The organism is Citrobacter sp. wls613, assembly GCF_005281195.1.
Taxonomy (GTDB): domain Bacteria; phylum Pseudomonadota; class Gammaproteobacteria; order Enterobacterales; family Enterobacteriaceae; genus Citrobacter; species Citrobacter gillenii.
This window is the reverse complement of record NZ_SZXN01000051.1, coordinates 39,429-55,539: the sequence shown is the minus strand read 5'-3', so window position 1 is coordinate 55,539 and position 16,111 is coordinate 39,429. Positions and strand designations below refer to the sequence as shown.

Below are 16,111 nucleotides of genomic sequence, written 5' to 3'. Positions count from 1 at the left end.
TTACGATACCCTCTACTGTACTGGCGGAATATCCGTCACTTCAGGATGCGACTCATCGGTTTCAACCGACGCTGCCGCAGCGGCCACCGGCGCCATGATGGCATCCCACGTCGCCTGCAGATCCTTCATATTGAATTCCGGCTCACCCTTCGGCTGCAGCAGAATGAGTGCCATTTCTTGCGACAGTTGCTGGCGCAGGTCCTGATTCAACATTTCTACGGTCAGGCCATTGAGGAAGTTCTGGCGTAAACGCTGGTACTGTTCCGGCGCAATATCCACCACCTGATTTTGCAGCGAGCGCAGGCGCTGGCTGATTAAGATATCGGTATCGGTTCGGCCATAGGTGGCAAACAGCTTCTGCAGTTCCAGATTTTTTTGTGCCACCAGCGCGTTAAATTCATCTTCTGGCAGCCCCTTATCACGCACTTTCGCCAACTCACGCGCCACCGTACCCAGATTCGCATTCAGCTTATCATTCGGTGACTCAACGTTAATGGCGCACTGCGCACGCAGGAACAACACCCGACAGTCAAAGCCGAGGCCGATATCTTTCGCATTGTTTTTAGTAAGCGTCTGCTGAATGTGCCAGAACAGCGCTTCACGGGCTAAATCAGCACGCCAGTAGCGCAACAGCGCGGCAGATTCACGAATCGGTTGCCACGGCGTATCCCACATGATGGAGAGGCGATCCTGGCGTACCGCATCGGTCATAATGCTCACCGCTTCAGCGCGTAGCGGAGAAAGTGTCGGCACCGGTGCCGGAGTCTCACGTTTACCTTTTAATTCGCCGAAGGTTTTGTTGATTTGCTCTGCCACGTTACGTGCGTCAACGTTGCCGACGATAATCAGCGTCATGGCATCCGGGGTATACCATTTCTGGTAGAACAACTGGATTTTCTCAGCATCGACCGGGGTTTTCAGCGGATCGGCAGGATCGTGTCCCAGCAGCGTTGATCCTTTCAGTCGGTAGCGCCACCAGCCTTCTTTGGTGTCCACCGGCCAGGTTGTCACCATATCTTCGCTACTCAGCGCATGGTTGATGGTTTCTGGCGTGATGGTCAGTTTGCCGGAGATAGTCGCCAGATAAGAGAGCGACTCTTTCAGCAGGTCGTTACGGCTGTTGGGCAAGCTGAGGTTATACAGTGTGGAATCATAGGAAACAATAACAGGCGGCATGGGACGCTTGGGATCGAACCCCTGCTGCCACAGTGAACGGGCTTGCGTGGCATCAAGGCCACCGCTTTGCGTCAGCGCGATACGCGGGATCGCATGGCTGAAACCACTCTGTTGTGTATTTTCGGTGAGTGAACCGGTATTAACCAGCAGGCGAACCTCGATACGGTCGCTGGGGCGCTGGGGGGTGGCTAATACTTGCCACTGTAAACCGTTTGCCAGCGTACCCTGTTGCCACGCCGGGTCAGGCTGGAGCGCATCTGCCTGCACATAGCCGGCAGAGGCCATCATCAGCAAGCTGCCCGCTAAAAGTCGAATTTTTGTGCCCTGCATGTGAACCCCTGATCAACAATCCTGGTAATAAAAAGACAGCCCTGAACAGGACTCTCTGAATATGACGTTAAAACACTTCGTGTTAGACCGCGAAAACATAAAAATGTCACGGAAGAAGTGAAAAAATCCCGAAGCCATCGGATCGACGGCTTCAGGTACAGGGGGTAATTATGCGCAGGAGCCCGTAGCCCTACAAGGGACTACGGGCAGAAGTGACGAGATTAAGAGGATAAATCGTGCGTTTTGCCATCCTGCGCACGGTTATTCAGCGTGTCATCCAGCTTTTTGGTATCCAATTCTTTCACCCACTTAGCCACAACGACCGTGGCCACACCGTTACCAATCAGGTTGGTCAGCGCACGGGCTTCAGACATAAAGCGGTCAATACCGAGAATCAACGCCAGACCGGCAATCGGTAAATGGCCCACAGCGGAGATCGTCGCCGCCAGGACAATGAAGCCACTTCCGGTGACACCCGCAGCCCCTTTCGAGGAGAGCAGCAGCACCACCAACAAGGTTATCTGATGGAAGATATCCATATGACTGTTCGTGGCCTGAGCGATAAACACCGCCGCCATCGTCAGATAGATCGAGGTCCCATCAAGGTTAAACGAGTAACCTGTAGGGATAACCAGCCCGACCACCGACTTCCGACAGCCCAGTTTTTCCATCTTATCAAGCATACGCGGCAGCGCGGACTCGGAAGATGATGTCCCCAGAACGATCAGCAATTCTTCACGGATATAGCGGATGAACTTGAAGATGCTAAAGCCGGTTGCACGAGCAATAGACCCCAGCACCACCACCACAAACAGAATACAGGTGATGTAGAAGCAGATAATCAACTGCCCCAGCTGTACCAGCGTACCGACGCCATATTTACCGATGGTAAAGGCCATGGCCCCGAAAGCACCGATTGGCGCCAGGCGCATGATCATATTGATGATGCCGAAAATGACCTGCGAGAAGCTTTCAATCACGTTGAAAATCATTTGGCCTTTGCTGCCCAGACGGTGCAGCGCGAAACCAAACATCACCGCGAACAGCAATACCTGCAGGATGTTGCCGCTGGCGAACGCGCCAATGACGCTACCTGGGATAATATCCATCAGGAAGCCCACAATCCCCTGGTCTTTTGCCTGCTCAGCGTAAATCGCGACAGCTTTGGCATCCAGCGTGGCCGGATCAACGTTCATCCCGGCACCGGGTTGCACCACGTTGACAATGATAAGACCGATGATCAGCGCAATCGTACTGACTACTTCAAAATAAAGCAGTGCAACCGCACCCGTGCGGCCTACTGCTTTCATACTTTCCATGCCTGCAATGCCGGTAACGACAGTACAGAAGATGACGGGAGCGATGACCATCTTAATGAGCTTAACGAACGCGTCGCCAAGCGGTTTCATTTGGGCGCCCAATTCAGGGTAGTAATGGCCAAGGAGAATACCGATGGCAATCGCTGTCAGGACCTGAAAGTAAAGGCTTTTGAATATTGAGGTTTTCATAGGGTGTCCTTAAAGTAAAAACCACAGGTCTTGTAAGGTTTTATTTAACCTGCGACCCTAAAGTAACACCCACACAACATGACAGAAATGTACAAAGATCATAATTGATACAAAAATGTTAAAAATTTTGAGCTGGCTCGCACAAGCGCACCCTTTTTTAAGTTTTGTAATCAGCCCATTACTGCGTTAAATAACGTTCTTCGAAGATATCTGCCGGAACGGGACGGGCAAATAAGAATCCCTGCGCCACTTCCACACCCGCCTGCTCTAACCACGCGCGTTGGGCTTCGGTTTCGACACCTTCGGCAATCATCTGTAAATCGAGGCTGTGCGCCAGCTGAATAATCGCCGTGATCATGCTGCAATCCTCAGGCACGCCGTCGACAAACATCTTATCGATTTTGAGCACATCCACCGGCAGCGACTTCATATGCTGTAGCTGGCGTAAACCGGCGTAGCCCATACCAAAGTCATCCAACGCGATACGCACACCTGCATTACGCAGCGGGCGCAAAATGGCAACGGCCGCGTTGGGATCATCGATATGTCGGCTTTCGGTCACTTCGAGAATCAGCGTGCCGGGCTTCACACGATACCGGTTTAGTAGTTCCAGCAGGTCTGACACCATATTTGGGTGCATTAACTGCAGTGCAGAAAGATTGACCGATAGTGGAAGCATCAGACCGCGCTCCTGCCAGGCAGCAAGCTGGCGGCAGGACTCTTCCAGCACCCAGTACCCGACAGTTACCATCAGACCACAGGATTCAATCCTGTCGATTAACCCTTCCGGCAGTTCCCAGCTTCCATCCGGCTGCTGCATCCGTAACAGCGCCTCCGCACTCAGTATTTTGCCGCTGGCAATTTCTACCTGCGGCTGCATCCACAGCGCAAAGTGCTGGTTGTCCAGCGCGGTAAGAATGTCGTTCTCTTCCGTCAAACGCTGCTGAGCTTCTTCCATTTGCTGCGGGTCAAAGAACTGAATCTGGTTTTTACCCTTCCGGCGTGAGGTGAGTGCCGCAGAGAGCGCACGGCTGTAAAGCTGCTCTGCGGTTAAGTCGCCATAAAACATCGCGACCCCAATATTGCAGTTGGGGCGCAGTTGGATGCCGTGGATAGGCAAACGCTCATTAATGATAGTGAGTACTTGCTGACCTAATGTGATGGCATGCCAGGGTTCCTTCACACCATGCGCAATAATGGCAAAATCGTAGCCACTGACCTGGGTAAGCACCATTCTGGGCGCCAGTACCGACTTGAGTTTTTCGACAACCGTCAGCAGCAGGATTTCCCGCTGAGTTTCGCTCAGCACGCCTGCGGTATCCCGCAACGTTTCGCAGGTGACAATCATCAGTGCTGTGGTCTGCTTGCGGGATACAACCTGCTCCAGCAGCCCCATTAAAAACGTTTTGTTGGGCAGTTCGGAGACCGGAAAACGCATTGAATAGTCGCTCAACTCTTCGCTGCGGCGCTGCACCAACTGCTGGTTCAGGTTGTAGCTGCGCACCAGCATGCCAATCTCATCATCCTGATGCAGGCGCGGCAACGCCAGTTGGTAGCCCATTAACGCCTGCTGAGGGATCTCATTCAGTTCTCGGGCTATTTTACGTAACGGATGCACAATCAAGCGGTTAATACACCAGGAGATCGCCACCGTCAGGACCAGGGATAAAAGTAAGTAAATGGTCACTAACGTTGAGAGCGTGCTCATCACGAATTTGTACATACGGTACGAATCCGCCTGCAGCACCAGATAGGCCAGCGGCTGTGGGTTGGCAGAACGCTCCAGAGAATAGACCGGCAGCGAGATCTGCACCGGCAGTTCGAACAGACGCGTCACCGTTACCGGGACCGAACGTTCGGGAATAAAGCTCATCCGCAATGCCTGAAACTGATTCGGCAGTACCACATCGGCGCGGCTGACCACGCCCGCGGGCTGAATTCGCCGTAAAATCGTCTCCGCTTCGGGGATATCCCCTTTCAGAATGGTGGCCGACAGGGGCTCACGTACAGAGCGGGCGATACTTTCCAGTTGCGTAGCCGTGTTATAGCGGTTCTGCTGTACCAAATGAAACAGCAAAACGGTGCAAAAAATAAAAACAAACACCATGACTACGGCCGCAACCATCGCCATCTGCTTAATTGTTAACGAGCGACTGACACGCAAACTGACTCTCCATGGATAAATAAAACTGCCGTCAGAGTATACCCGATCATAGCGTTATTAAGAGAGGCGCTATCTGAAAAGTTCCCATCGTGTATTTTCGCCGCAGGTTTGACGCCTGGCGTGGCAAGTTACCGACAGAAAGGCGAAAAAGGCCGCAAGATTACGCCTCACCGGACAAGCCCGGCTTATCGATGATTCTGCGGTAACACATCACCCCAACCACTTCGCCAGTACCCCGTCTGCGTGAAGCCTCGCATTCACGTTTATCTCGCCGTAACTGGAAAGTTATTTGCCAGCTGGCAACTTTCCTGACGGCATCTCAAATGATTAAATTACTAACACATTGATATCTATACATTCATGTTCTGGCACAGCGATTGCTATTTGACTGTGAGCTGTTCTGTTCCGAATCAAAGGAGATATCATGTCTGACTGTCGTGCTTACGGATTCAATACCCAGATCGTTCATGCGGGCCAACAACCCGACCCTTCCACTGGCGCGCTCAGTACGCCTATTTTCCAGACGTCAACCTTCGTTTTTGACAGTGCCGAACAGGGCGCCGCCCGCTTTGCGCTTGAAGAACCCGGCTACATCTATACGCGCCTTGGAAACCCCACCACCGACGCGCTGGAGAAAAAGCTGGCTGTGCTGGAAAGAGGCGATGCCGCGCTGGCAACTGCATCCGGTATTTCAGCCATCACCACCTCGTTGCTGACCCTGTGCCAGCAGGGCGACCATATCGTTTCCGCCAGTGCTATTTACGGCTGTACTCACGCTTTTCTGTCACACAGCCTGCCGAAGTTCGGCATTAACGTCAGCTTCGTCGACGCCGCCAAGCCGGAAGAAATCCGCGCGGCCATGCGCCCGGAAACCAAAGTGGTGTATATCGAAACACCAGCAAACCCAACGCTCTCGCTGGTTGATATTGAAACGGTCGCCGGTATCGCCCATCAGCAAGGCGCATTGCTGGTCGTGGATAACACCTTTATGTCGCCCTACTGCCAGCAACCTCTGCTGTTAGGTGCCGACATCGTGGTGCACAGCGTGACCAAGTACATCAACGGCCACGGGGACGTGATTGGCGGTGTGATTGTTGGCAAGCAGGAATTTATCGACCAGGCACGATTCGTCGGGCTGAAAGATATCACCGGCGGCTGCATGAGTCCGTTCAACGCCTGGCTGACGCTGCGCGGCGTGAAAACGCTGGGCATCCGAATGGAGCGCCATTGTGAAAACGCGTTAAAAATTGCCCGCTTCCTGGAAGGGCATCCGGCCATTACCCGCGTGTATTACCCTGGCTTGCCTTCACATCCGCAGTATGAGCTGGGTAAACGTCAGATGAGCCTGCCGGGAGGAATTATCAGCTTCGAAATCGCCGGCGGCCTCGAGGCTGGCAGACGGATGATCAATTCTGTAGAATTGTGCCTCCTCGCGGTCAGTCTCGGTGACACCGAAACCCTCATTCAGCACCCAGCGTCTATGACACATTCGCCCGTTGCGCCAGAGGAACGGCTTAAAGCAGGTATTACCGACGGACTTATCCGTCTTTCTGTTGGTCTTGAAGATCCAGAAGATATTATTAACGACCTTGAACACGCCATCAGAAAGGCAACATTCTGACTATTACGGCTTGAACCGATGCAGATCGGTTCAGGCCGTTGAGAATCAAGGCACAACAGCCTGGCTATACACGTAATTCCTTTTCGGGGGGAGAGCGTGTATTTTCGGCAGGGGGTTCTATGCAGGACAACACATTACAATTAAGCAACACTACAGCAACCGCCGCATCCTTCTCAACAAAGCTACCTTTTACAAAATACGATTTTGGTTGGGTATTACTCTGCATCGGCATGGCAATTGGCGCCGGAACGGTGCTGATGCCGGTACAAATTGGTTTAACCGGTATTTGGGTATTTATTGTCGCCTTTATTATTGCTTATCCCGCCACCTATATTGTGCAGGATATCTATTTAAAAACGCTCTCTGAAAGTGAAACCTGTAATGACTACACCGATATTATTAGTCATTATTTAGGTAAGAACTGGGGTGTATTTCTTGGCGTCATCTATTTTCTGATGATTATCCACGGCATCTTTATTTATTCATTATCGGTTGTTTTTGACAGTGCGTCCTATATCAAAACCTTCGGACTCACCGATGCCGATCTTTCGCAGTCAATTATCTACAAAGTCGCGATTTTTGCGGTGCTGGTTGCCATTGCTTCCGGCGGAGAAAAGCTGCTGTTCAAAATCTCCGGCCCGATGGTGGTGGTAAAAGTTGGCATCATCATTGTGTTTGGCTTTGCGATGGTCCCGCACTGGAACTTTAATAATATCAGCGCATTCCCTGAGGCGGGCGTCTTCTTCCGCGATGTCCTGCTAACCATCCCGTTCTGTTTCTTCTCGGCGGTGTTTATTCAGGTACTGAACCCCATGAATATCGCCTACCGCAAACGGGTGTCAGACCGGGTGTTGGCTACGCGCATGGTCATTCGTACCCACCGCATCAGTTATATTACATTGATTGCAGTCATTCTGTTCTTCTCATTTTCCTTTACCTTCTCTATTAGCCATGAAGAAGCGGTCTCAGCCTTCGAACAAAATATTTCCGCACTGGCGCTGGCGGCTCAAGTTATCCCAGGACAAATTATTCATATCACCTCCACGGTGTTGAATATTTTTGCCGTACTGACAGCATTCTTCGGTATTTATCTGGGATTCCATGAGGCTATGAAGGGTATTATTCTTAACGTACTGGGTCGTGTTATCGACGTTGAGAAAATTAATCCATTGGTTCTGACGCTGGGGATTTGCGCCTTTATCGTCACCACGCTGGTGATTTGGGTGTCGTTCCGCGTATCAGTACTGGTGTTCTTCCAGTTGGGTAGCCCGCTTTACGGTATCGTCTCGTGCATTATTCCGTTCTTCCTGATTTATAAAGTCACACAGCTGGAAAAACTGCGCGGGGTAAAAACCTGGCTTATCCTGCTGTACGGAATGTTGCTGTGCCTGTCACCACTGTTGAAGCTGATTGAATAACAAATTAATTAACCCGATAACAGCGCCGTCAGCCCTGACGGCGCTTACTCCACGCTCTCCAGCTGATAGCTACGGATTTTATTCAGTACCGTGGTATGCGACACCCCCAACGCTTTGGCAATATGCCGCGATGAAACATTCTCATCCACCATCTGCTCTATCAACTGACGCTCAGCGCATTGAACCTGCTGTTTAAAAGGCTGTCCGCCGCGGGCCTGATTAACTGAGGTTATACTCGCGATATCCAAATCCTCTCGGGTAATCACATCAGATTCTGCCATCAACATCAGACGAATAATGGTGTTTTCCAGTTCGCGCACGTTCCCCGGCCAACCATGATGATGCATCGCATCAAAGCAGCCTTTATCCAAAATTAACCGGCGCTGAAATTCTTTCGCGTATTTCTGCACAAAATGGCGGATCAGCAGGCTGAGATCCTGCGGGCGATCCCGCAACGGAGGAATAGTCAGGGAGAGGACGTTAATTCGATAATACAGGTCAGCGCGCAGCAGGCGTTGTTCGACCATCTCTTCCAGATTGGCGTTGGTCGCCACAATAATACGCACGTTAACCGGAATAATCTGCGCCCCGCCCACGCGGCGGATCCCGCCATCTTGCAGTACTCGCAGTAATTTGGCCTGTAAATTCAGCGGCATCTCACCAAATTCATCCAGGAAAAGGGTGCCTTTATCCGCCATTTCAAACAGCCCTTTTTTGCCTTTACCGTCCGCACCGCTGAAGGCGCCTTTTTCGTATCCGAAGAATTCACTCTCCATCAGCGACTCGGGTAATGCAGAGCAGTTAACCGGAATAAATGGATAAAAGCTACGCTGGCCAGAGTTATGAATCGCTCGGGCCAGCAGCTCTTTACCGGTGCCGGTTTCACCGCGGATCAGGACGGTATACTTGCTGTCCGCAATTCTGATCGCTTTTTCGATCAGTGCCTGCATGCTCTGGCTGCTGCAAATAATGTCTGAAAAATAGCGTGGGCGTTCCACTTCGGGCATCGACAGTTCGCTTATCTCTTCGCAAAAGTAAGCAACGTTAATAATATCGGCACGCTGACTTAAGCTGGATTGCACGCAGGAAATATCCTGCAACTGACGACACCAGGATTTAATCAGGATCCGGCCTGCCGTCACTTTCATTGAGATGATATTGATATCACAGCAGGAAAACTCCTTCAGGACATCCTCAACCATAGACAGGCGATCAATTGTTTTAATATCCCAGCGTATCGTGACCACATTTGCTCCAGGTAGTTAGCAACTGCGAAGTAGATATTTCGGTGACGCTCAAGAATCTGACTACATTCTAGACGCTGTGGAATAATGTTCTGCCAATGGACTCACATTGTGGAAGTAAAAACGAAATATAAAAAAACCGGAGCACAAGGCTCCGGTTATTGGGTCATAACCCACGCTTATTGCTGCGGATTCTCATCCTGGTCTACGGCAAAGCACGCCACCAGCTGACCGCCGTAATCTTTAAGCTGCGGCTGTAGCTGGGTACAAGGACCAAAACGACGGCGGCAGCGGGCGTTGAACGCGCAGCCCGGCGGTGGATTCAGCGGGCTTGGCAGCTCGCCGGTCAGCTTGATGCGCTCACGACGGTCGTCCGGGTTCAGACGCGGCGTCGCAGAGAGCAGCGCCTGGGTGTACGGATGGCGCGGATTGTTGAAGATCTGATCTTTGGTCCCTTTCTCCACGCAGCGACCTAAATACATCACCATCACTTCATCGGCAATATGTTCCACTACCGACAGGTCGTGGGAGATAAAGACATAGGACAGCCCCAGATCCTGCTGCAGATCCATCATCAGGTTCAGCACCTGCGCACGCACGGAAACGTCCAGCGCGGAAACCGGTTCGTCGGCAATCACCACGTCCGGGTCAAGCATCAGACCGCGGGCGATGGCAATACGCTGACGCTGACCACCGGAGAACATGTGCGGATAGCGGTCGTAGTGCTCGGTTTTCAGGCCCACTTTCGCCATCATCTCCAGCGCTTTTTCACGACGCTGCTCTTTGCTGAGCGAGGAGTTGATCTGCAGCGGCTCCTCCAGAATCTGCCCCACTTTCTTACGCGGGTTCAGCGAGCCATACGGGTTCTGGAACACAATCTGGATTTTCTGCCGACGCAGCTTCTGCGCCTGCGGGTCATGCTTGAGCAGATCCTGCCCCTGGTAATACAGCTCTCCGCCGGTCGGAACTTCAATCATCGTCAGCAGGCGACCCAGCGTTGATTTCCCGCAGCCCGACTCGCCAACCACCGCCAGCGTTTTGCCACGCTCTAAGGTAAATGACACGCCGTCCAGCGCTTTAACCAGGCGCTCCGGGGCGAACATCCCCTTCTTCACCGGATAGTGTTTTTTCAGGTCAATTGCCTGCAACAATGGCTGTTGCGAGGTGGCCTCGTGCGTACTCATAGTGTGGGCCTCCCGGCATCATCGAGTGGGTAGTGGCATTTCGACTGGCGACCTTCGCCCAGTATGTTCAGCTCCGGCTCTACGCTACGGCATTTGTCCGTGGCATACGGACAGCGAGGGTTCAACAGACAACCGTTCGGGCGGTCGTATTTACCCGGCACCACGCCCGGCAACGAGGCCAGACGCGCTTTATCCTGCGCAAACTCCGGCAACGCACGCAGCAATGCCTGGGTATACGGATGGCGGGGCGCGCGGAAAATATCGTGTGCAGCCCCGGTTTCCACCACCTGACCGGCATACATAACGATGATTTTGTGTGCCGCTTCTGCCACCAGCGCCAGGTCATGAGTAATCAATACCAGCGCCATATTTTCTTTCTGCTGAAGCTCCAGCAGCAGTTCGATGATCTGCGCCTGAATAGTCACGTCCAGCGCGGTTGTCGGTTCATCGGCAATCAGCAATTTCGGACGACAGGCAATCGCCATGGCGATCATCACGCGCTGACTCATGCCTCCAGACAACTGGTGCGGATACACATCAAGACGTGAAGCCGGGTCAGGAATGCCCACCAACGTCAGCAGGTCAATCGCCCGCTGAATACGGGTTTTCTTGTTGCCACCCTGATGCACCTTAATGGCTTCCATAATCTGGTAGCCGACGGTGTAGCACGGGTTGAGGCTGGTCATTGGGTCCTGGAAAATCATCGCCACTTCAGCACCCACCAGCTGGCGACGCTCTTTTTCAGAGATGCGTTTCAGGTCGCGGCCGTTAAACTCAAGGCTTTCCGCCATCACGCGGCCGGGATAGTCAATCAGCCCCATAATCGCCAGTGAACTGACGGACTTACCGGAGCCGGATTCCCCGACAATCCCCACCACTTCGCCCTGGTTCACACTGTAGCTGATGCGGTCTACGGCACGAAATTCGGCGCCAACGTCGCCGAAATGTACAGATAATTTGTCTACATTTAATAACGCCATCTCGAACCTCTTACTGCTTCAGTTTGGGATCGAGCGCGTCACGCAGACCGTCACCCATCAGGTTAAATGCCAGCACCGTCAGCAGGATCGCCAGACCCGGGAAGGTCACGACCCACCAGGCACTTTGCGCGAACTGCAACACGTCGGAGAGCATAGTGCCCCATTCCGGTGTTGGCGGCTGCGCGCCCATGCCCAGGAAGCCAAGCGCGGCCATATCGAGAATGGCGTTAGAGAAGCCGAGCGACGCCTGAACAATCAGCGGCGCAAGACAGTTAGGAAGAATATTGACGAACATCTGGCGCATCGCACCGGCACCCGCCACGCGAGAGGCGGTGACGTAGTCGCGGTTCACTTCCACCAGCACAGCGGCACGTGTCAGACGCACATAGTGCGGCAGCGCCACGAACGTCAGTGCCAGCGCCGCATTACCTATCGATGGGCCAAATACCGCCACCAGCACCAAGGCCAGCAACAGGCTCGGCAGTGCCAGCATGATATCGACCACTCGCATGATGACGTTATCAACGATGCCGCCGAAATAACCGGCCACCAGCCCGAGAATCACGCCCATCAGCAGCGAGAGCACCACCACCAGACAGCCGACCAGCAGCGACAGGCGTGCACCGTACATCAAGCGCGACAGCACATCGCGCCCTACGTCGTCAGTACCAAACAGATGCGCCCACGAGCCGCCTTCCTGCCACGCAGGAGGTGCCAGCAGCGTATCGCGAAACTGTTCCGCCGGGTTATAGGGCGCAATCCAGTTGGCGAAAATTGCAATAAACAGCACGATGACCACATAAACGAGGCCAACGACCGCACCTTTGTTGCGTTTAAAATAGTGCCAGAACTCCTGCAACGGGGTCATCGGCACCGGTGCAGCAATAACTTTATTTTCAGTAACCTGTGACATGATGGCCCCTTACTTCTTATGCCGAATACGCGGGTTCACCACGCCGTACAGCAGGTCTACCAGCAGGTTGACGAGAATAATCATCGTCGCTACCAGTAATACACCGCCCTGCACTACCGGATAATCACGGCGTTGCAGCGCATCAATCAGCCAGCGCCCCAGACCCGGCCACGAGAAAATGGTTTCGGTCAGAATAGCCCCAGCCAGCAGCGTACCGACCTGCAGACCGATAACGGTCACCACGGGCAGCATGGCGTTGCGCAGAGCATGAATGACGATCACGCGCATCCGCGTCAGCCCCTTGGCGCGCGCGGTACGAATGTAATCTTCGCCCAGCACTTCCAGCATTGACGAACGGGTCATACGCACGATAACGGCCAGAGGAATGGTGCCCAGCACCATCGCGGGCAGGATCATATGCGCCACGGCATCAATGAAGTTACCCTCTTCACCCCAGATGGCGGTGTCGATCAGCATAAACCCGGTCAGCGGGTTGGAGTCATCAAGGAACACCATGTCGCTCACCCGCCCGGAAACCGGCGTCAGGTTCCACTGCACGGAAACCAGCATGATCAGCATCATGCCCCACCAAAAGATAGGCATGGAGTAACCGGTCAGTGCCAGACCCACAGCGGTGTGATCGAAAATAGAACCACGCTTAACCGCGGCGAGTACGCCAACGGGAATGCCTACCGCGGTGGCAAACATCATGGCGCAGACACCGAGTTCCAGCGTCGCTTTAAAGCGCGGCACGAACTCTTCCCACACCGGCAAGCGGCTTTTTAACGAAATGCCTAAGTCACCATGCATAACCCCCCAAATGTAATGGAGGTACTGCTGCCACATCGGTTTATCCAGACCGAGTTCAGCCAGCAGTTGAGCATGACGCTCAGGGGAGATCCCACGCTCACCCGCCATGATCATTACCGGATCGCCGGGGATCATATGGACGAAGGCAAAGGTGAGAAGAGTGATACCGATAAACGTAGGGATGACGAGTCCCAAACGTCGGAGAATGAACTGCAACATAACCCGGATTCTCTCTAATGACGCACGGCCTGGAACCGTGAATCTGTATTGCTCACAAATCTTATCCCACGCATAAACAACTGTGGGTAAAGCACTACGCCGGATGGCGCTACGCTTATCCGGCCTACTCTCGTAGGCCTGCGCAAGCGTAGCGCCGCCAGGCATGGGGTGCATGAACACCCCTGAGTTTTAGTTATTCGATAGAGACGTTTTCGAAGTGGTGTTTGCCTAATGGATCAACCACATAGCCTTTGACTTCTTTACGCACGGGCTCATACACGGTGGAGTGAGCAATGATCAGCGCAGGCGCCTGGTCATGCATCACTACCTGAGCTTGTTTGTAGAGTTCAACACGCTTGTTGTGGTCGTCGGTCGCGCGGGCCGGTTGAATCAGATCTTCAAACGGCTTGTAGCACCAGCGAGAGTAGTTGGAGCCGTCTTTCGCTGCCGCACAGCTGAACAGGGTGGCGAAGAAGTTATCCGGATCCCCATTGTCCCCGGTCCAGCCCATCATCACCGCCTGGTGCTCACCAGACTTGGCACGCTTGAGGTACTCGCCCCACTCGTAGGTGACGATTTTGGCCTGGACGCCAATTTTCGCCCAGTCCGCCTGGATCATTTCAGCCATACGGCGTGCGTTCGGGTTGTACGGACGCTGTACCGGCATCGCCCACAGTTCAACGGTGAAGCCTTTGTCCTGGCCCGCTTCTTTCAGCAGCGCTTTGGCTTTTTCCGGATCGTAGCTGTAGTCTTTAACGTCGTCGTTATAGCCCCACATGGTTGGCGGGATCAGGTTCTTGGCTGCAACGCCTGCGCCCTGATATACCGCTTTGATGATCGCTTCTTTGTTCACCGCGTAGGTCAGCGCCTGACGCACTTTCACGTCATCGAACGGTTTCTTCTCGGTGTTGAAAGACAGGTAACCCACGTTCAGGCCCGCCTGCTCCAGCAGGTTGAGGTTTTTATCCTGCTTCATGCGCGCGATGTCAGCCGGGTTCGGGTACGGCATCACCTGGCACTCATTCTTCTGCAGTTTGGCGTAACGCACGGATGCGTCAGGGGTGATGGAGAAGACCAGACGATCGATCTTCGGCTTGGTGCCCCAGTAACCTTCGAACGCTTTATACAGAATGCGCGAGTCTTTCTGGTACTGCTGCATCTGGAACGGACCGGTACCGATTGGGTTCAGATCCACTTTCTCCGGGGAGCCGGCTTTCAGCATGTTGTCGGCATATTCTTTGGAAAGAATAGACGCGAAGTCCATCGCCAGATCTGCCAGGAACGGTGCTTCCGGGCGGGTCAGTACGAACTGGACGGTGTTATCGTCGACTTTCTTCACTTCACTGATCAGATCCGGCAAGCCCATCCCTTCGAAGTACTCATAGCTGCCACCAGAGACTTTATGGTACGGGTTCTGGGCGTTTTTCTGGCGGTCAAAGGAGAACACCACGTCATCAGCGTTGAAGGTACGCGTCGGTTTAAATTCTTTATTGTCCTGCCACTTCACGCCCTGACGCAGGTGGAAGGTATAAGTTTTACCGTCTTCGCTGATTTCCCACTTCTCAGCCAAGCCCGGGATCACTTCAGTCGTACCGGTTTTGAACTCAACCAGGCGGTTATAGATCGGTACTGAGCTGGCATCATAGGTTGTGCCAGAAGTGAAAAGCTGTGGGTTAAAGCCTTCAGGAGATCCTTCTGAACAATAAACCAGAGTTTTAGCCTGTACGCTTGCTGCGACGGTCATAGCCACCAGGCTCAGACCAAGCTTCAGCATCCCTGACTTCTTCAAGGAAATACTCATTCTTCTGCTCCAAATGTGATGTTTGTTGTTTTACCCTTTGCAGTGGGTTTGCACCGCCTGGCCTTTTTTGTTTTTTACCCGGCCGGGTCGGCGTTAAGAGGATGGGGATTCCGTTCACATAAGCGACTGAGTTGCAGTGCGGATTCTCCATGAAATGCCCCTCATGCCCTACAATCTGTCAACAGAATGTGAAAACGTCAATACAGGTAACCGTGATTTACGCCAACGGTGAGAATTCGCAAACAAAGATTAAAAAAAGTGCAGAGGGGCATTTTCAGCAGGGAAATTTGTGCTACGCGGCCTATACCAGAATAAATATCTTCATATTTAGCAACGTTTAGTGATTAACATTTATGCAAAATGTGAAAAATTTCTTAATGAATGCTGCATATCTGAGCGATTAATACCATGAACGTTAAAGCGCACAGCGGAAAATGCTAGGTTCAGCCATAAGTAACGCAAAAAAAGATTCAAGCAAATATAAAAAAAGACAATGGAATATGTCACAGAATCGTTAACAGACAGTGGGAAGTGGTACACAATTTTTGCAGGCGAAATGAAGATGAAACAGGGAAGCAGCCCGTAGGCCGGATAAGGCGTCTGCGCCGCCATCCGGCGATGCAGACTCCCACGCGCTTTAATTGCCTGATGGCGCTGCGCTTATCAGGCCTACAACTCCTCTCGGCTTCAGATGCAAAAAACCCTGCTCGTTGAGCAGGGCTTTAAATTTGGTCGGTGATAGA

12 protein-coding genes are annotated in these 16,111 nt (G+C 52.8%); 2 read left to right on the top strand and 10 right to left on the bottom strand.

Features of this window, described 5'->3' with window-relative positions:
* Nucleotides 1–12: 12 nt before the first annotated feature.
* The 3 genes from FDX01_RS08830 to hmsP form a co-directional block, all read right to left on the bottom strand.
* On the bottom strand, nucleotides 13–1,506 hold the full coding sequence (locus tag FDX01_RS08830) for a pitrilysin family protein (RefSeq protein ID WP_137399641.1): 1,494 nt from the start codon (nucleotides 1,504–1,506) through the stop codon (nucleotides 13–15).
* 221 nt (nucleotides 1,507–1,727) lie between these two features.
* Nucleotides 1,728–3,014, bottom strand: coding sequence for a dicarboxylate/amino acid:cation symporter (locus tag FDX01_RS08825; protein ID WP_115257217.1), 1,287 nt, complete (start codon nucleotides 3,012–3,014; stop codon nucleotides 1,728–1,730).
* A gap of 178 nt (nucleotides 3,015–3,192) precedes the next feature.
* On the bottom strand, nucleotides 3,193–5,178 hold the full coding sequence (gene hmsP, locus FDX01_RS08820) for a biofilm formation regulator HmsP (RefSeq protein ID WP_096759169.1): 1,986 nt from the start codon (nucleotides 5,176–5,178) through the stop codon (nucleotides 3,193–3,195).
* Between the two features lie 424 nt (nucleotides 5,179–5,602).
* On the opposite strand from hmsP, the gene megL reads away from it, so the two are divergent.
* Together megL and FDX01_RS08810 are read left to right on the top strand one after the other, a co-directional pair.
* On the top strand, nucleotides 5,603–6,799 hold the full coding sequence (gene megL, locus FDX01_RS08815) for a methionine gamma-lyase (protein WP_096759168.1): 1,197 nt from the start codon (nucleotides 5,603–5,605) through the stop codon (nucleotides 6,797–6,799).
* 119 nt (nucleotides 6,800–6,918) lie between these two features.
* Nucleotides 6,919–8,217: an amino acid permease gene (locus tag FDX01_RS08810; RefSeq protein ID WP_096759167.1), complete on the top strand. Its 1,299-nt coding sequence runs from the start codon at nucleotides 6,919–6,921 to the stop codon at nucleotides 8,215–8,217.
* Nucleotides 8,218–8,261: 44 nt separating this feature from the next.
* On the opposite strand, the gene FDX01_RS08805 is transcribed toward FDX01_RS08810, so the two are convergent.
* From FDX01_RS08805 to FDX01_RS23065, 7 genes are all read right to left on the bottom strand, one after another.
* Nucleotides 8,262–9,464, bottom strand: coding sequence for a sigma 54-interacting transcriptional regulator (locus tag FDX01_RS08805; RefSeq protein ID WP_137399640.1), 1,203 nt, complete (start codon nucleotides 9,462–9,464; stop codon nucleotides 8,262–8,264).
* A 176-nt stretch (nucleotides 9,465–9,640) separates the two neighbouring features.
* On the bottom strand, nucleotides 9,641–10,645 hold the full coding sequence (gene dppF / locus FDX01_RS08800) for a dipeptide ABC transporter ATP-binding subunit DppF (protein WP_115257215.1): 1,005 nt from the start codon (nucleotides 10,643–10,645) through the stop codon (nucleotides 9,641–9,643).
* Nucleotides 10,642–11,625, bottom strand: coding sequence for a dipeptide ABC transporter ATP-binding protein (dppD, locus tag FDX01_RS08795; protein WP_096759164.1), 984 nt, complete (start codon nucleotides 11,623–11,625; stop codon nucleotides 10,642–10,644). Before dppD ends, dppF begins: the two co-directional genes overlap by 4 nt.
* 10 nt (nucleotides 11,626–11,635) lie before the next feature.
* The gene (gene dppC, locus FDX01_RS08790; protein WP_115257214.1) at nucleotides 11,636–12,538 is read right to left on the bottom strand and encodes a dipeptide ABC transporter permease DppC; all 903 of its coding nucleotides are present in this window, start codon (nucleotides 12,536–12,538) and stop codon (nucleotides 11,636–11,638) included.
* Nucleotides 12,539–12,547: 9 nt separating this feature from the next.
* On the bottom strand, nucleotides 12,548–13,567 hold the full coding sequence (gene dppB, locus FDX01_RS08785) for a dipeptide ABC transporter permease DppB (protein WP_096759162.1): 1,020 nt from the start codon (nucleotides 13,565–13,567) through the stop codon (nucleotides 12,548–12,550).
* Between the two features lie 193 nt (nucleotides 13,568–13,760).
* Nucleotides 13,761–15,368: a dipeptide ABC transporter periplasmic-binding protein DppA gene (gene dppA, locus FDX01_RS08780; protein ID WP_115257213.1), complete on the bottom strand. Its 1,608-nt coding sequence runs from the start codon at nucleotides 15,366–15,368 to the stop codon at nucleotides 13,761–13,763.
* Nucleotides 15,283–15,519, bottom strand: coding sequence for a hypothetical protein (locus FDX01_RS23065; protein ID WP_162604169.1), 237 nt, complete (start codon nucleotides 15,517–15,519; stop codon nucleotides 15,283–15,285). The genes dppA and FDX01_RS23065 overlap by 86 nt, the downstream gene beginning before the upstream one ends.
* Nucleotides 15,520–16,111: the final 592 nt, after the last annotated feature.

Coding starts and splice junctions, on each gene's coding strand:
- FDX01_RS08810 (WP_096759167.1), top strand. CDS start 6,919: ATGCAGGACAACACATTACAATTAAGCAACACTACAGCAACCGCCGCA.
- dppD (WP_096759164.1), bottom strand. CDS start 11,625: ATGGCGTTATTAAATGTAGACAAATTATCTGTACATTTCGGCGACGTT.
- FDX01_RS08825 (WP_115257217.1), bottom strand. CDS start 3,014: ATGAAAACCTCAATATTCAAAAGCCTTTACTTTCAGGTCCTGACAGCG.
- dppB (WP_096759162.1), bottom strand. CDS start 13,567: ATGTTGCAGTTCATTCTCCGACGTTTGGGACTCGTCATCCCTACGTTT.
- megL (WP_096759168.1), top strand. CDS start 5,603: ATGTCTGACTGTCGTGCTTACGGATTCAATACCCAGATCGTTCATGCG.
- FDX01_RS08830 (WP_137399641.1), bottom strand. CDS start 1,506: ATGCAGGGCACAAAAATTCGACTTTTAGCGGGCAGCTTGCTGATGATG.
- FDX01_RS23065 (WP_162604169.1), bottom strand. CDS start 15,519: ATGGAGAATCCGCACTGCAACTCAGTCGCTTATGTGAACGGAATCCCC.
- dppF (WP_115257215.1), bottom strand. CDS start 10,645: ATGAGTACGCACGAGGCCACCTCGCAACAGCCATTGTTGCAGGCAATT.
- dppC (WP_115257214.1), bottom strand. CDS start 12,538: ATGTCACAGGTTACTGAAAATAAAGTTATTGCTGCACCGGTGCCGATG.
- dppA (WP_115257213.1), bottom strand. CDS start 15,368: ATGAGTATTTCCTTGAAGAAGTCAGGGATGCTGAAGCTTGGTCTGAGC.